The 1,545-nt window shown below is 40.6% G+C and carries 2 protein-coding genes; both read right to left on the bottom strand.

Going from position 1 to position 1,545, the window contains the following annotated elements; all coding sequences use genetic code 11:
• The coding region (locus tag AC1DRF_RS27285) for a DUF819 family protein (RefSeq protein ID WP_477742220.1) at positions 1–600 on the bottom strand (600 nt) is incomplete at its 3' end.
• Positions 601–1,017: 417 nt separating this feature from the next.
• Positions 1,018–1,545, bottom strand: a 528-nt coding sequence (locus AC1DRF_RS27280; RefSeq protein WP_477742219.1) for a TetR/AcrR family transcriptional regulator, incomplete at its 5' end; no start/stop codon positions are given.

The raw sequence follows: 1,545 nt of genomic DNA, 5'->3' as shown, positions 1-1,545 counted from the left end.
ATATTGCCCAGCCTCTACTTCTTGAATATGAGGCGTCTTAAAATGTTTTCTAAAAAACTTCATAGAAGGAACAAACATATACACGGCAAACAGCAAAGCCATGACCATATTATCAGCAACCACCGTCGCGGAAACCATTTGACTTGATGGTTCAAATTTAGCCGTAACGGTAGCAAAATTAACCCCTCCGCCTACATAAGAAGCGCCGATAGCAGCTGCAATTTTTGCTAGTTCAGGAATATAATCTTTTAATAACAAGAAGCCTGCCGTGCTCCCTATAACCGTTCCTACTGCACAGATTAAGAAAATAAAAAGCAKCTTCCGGCTTTCTTGAAATAATTCTTTCATGTTGACTTGAAATAACAATAATGGAATGGCAAGCGGTACTAGATACGCCCAAACCGCATCATAAACCGGAGACTCTGTTGGAATGATTTTTAAATTTGATAGGATAAGCGCTCCCGCTAGCGCAATAATAGCTCCTGACAGAAAAGAAGCCCACTTATACTTTTGTTCCAGAAAAATGCTAACAKAAGCCCAAATCGCTAGAATTCCCCATAGTGCCCACGTATCATCAGCTTGAATAATAGTAAAAATCACAAGCTACTCCTTTCTTTCCCTTTTTCAAGAAATAGAATTTTCAGAAAATATACTTTAAATTTTATCAATGTATGCCAAATTCCGTCAATCTATAAAAAAGAGTCGAGGACAAAATAGTCTAGTTAAAGTGAAACACGAACTATCTATCACAAAGGATGAATAGTTCGTGTTTTTTTATGATTATGGTAAACGTAGGTTTTATGTAGGTAGCTACTTCTAGCTGTTGATTGGAGGACAAGGCGAAGCCTCCTGCGGGAAAAACGGCACAGATGAGAACCCGCAGGAGGCTCAGCGGCCTCTGGGGGAAAGCGAAGCCTTGCACGGAAATCAACTGCGGTGTCACAAGCAGTCCAGCTCATGTATTCCGATTGTTAGTCTTTAGATTAGATTCATTTCGTTATGTCCCAGCCTCACTTTTTATTTACGAACAAGAACTGGAATCTGCTGCTGAATCTGCTGCAAAGGAGCGCTTGTTTTCTCCGTTAACGAACGCAAGATCCCCCCTTCGATCATACAGTTAATCACAACTGCGAGCTCTCCTGCCTGCTTTTCTTTAAATCCGCTCTCTATCATTTTTTCTCTAAAAAGTTTTTCCCAATCTTGAAACGCTGCGTAGCAGACTTCGCGCAGCGGTTCATTAATAAGCGCTGTTTCTCCAGCCAGCAGTCCAACAGGCATACCAGCAATGCTTTCTTCGTGTTCAAACTGCTTGGACAATTCTTCAATAAAATACTGAATAGCCTGCGCTGCGTCAGAAGATTTATTTAGACTTTCTTTAATTTGAACTTGGACGTATTTATTCGTATATTGAACAGCGTGAATCGCCAGTTCTTCTTTCCCTTTTGGAAAATAATAATAAAGAGACCCTTTTGGCGACCCGCTCTCTTTAATAATTTGATTTAATCCTGTTGCATGATAGCCTTGCAGCTGAAAAAGCCGCGATGC

This window comes from Priestia sp. P5_B4 (genome assembly GCF_056400385.1).
The sequence above is the reverse complement of the archived record's forward strand: the minus strand, read 5'-3'. Positions and strand labels throughout refer to the sequence as shown.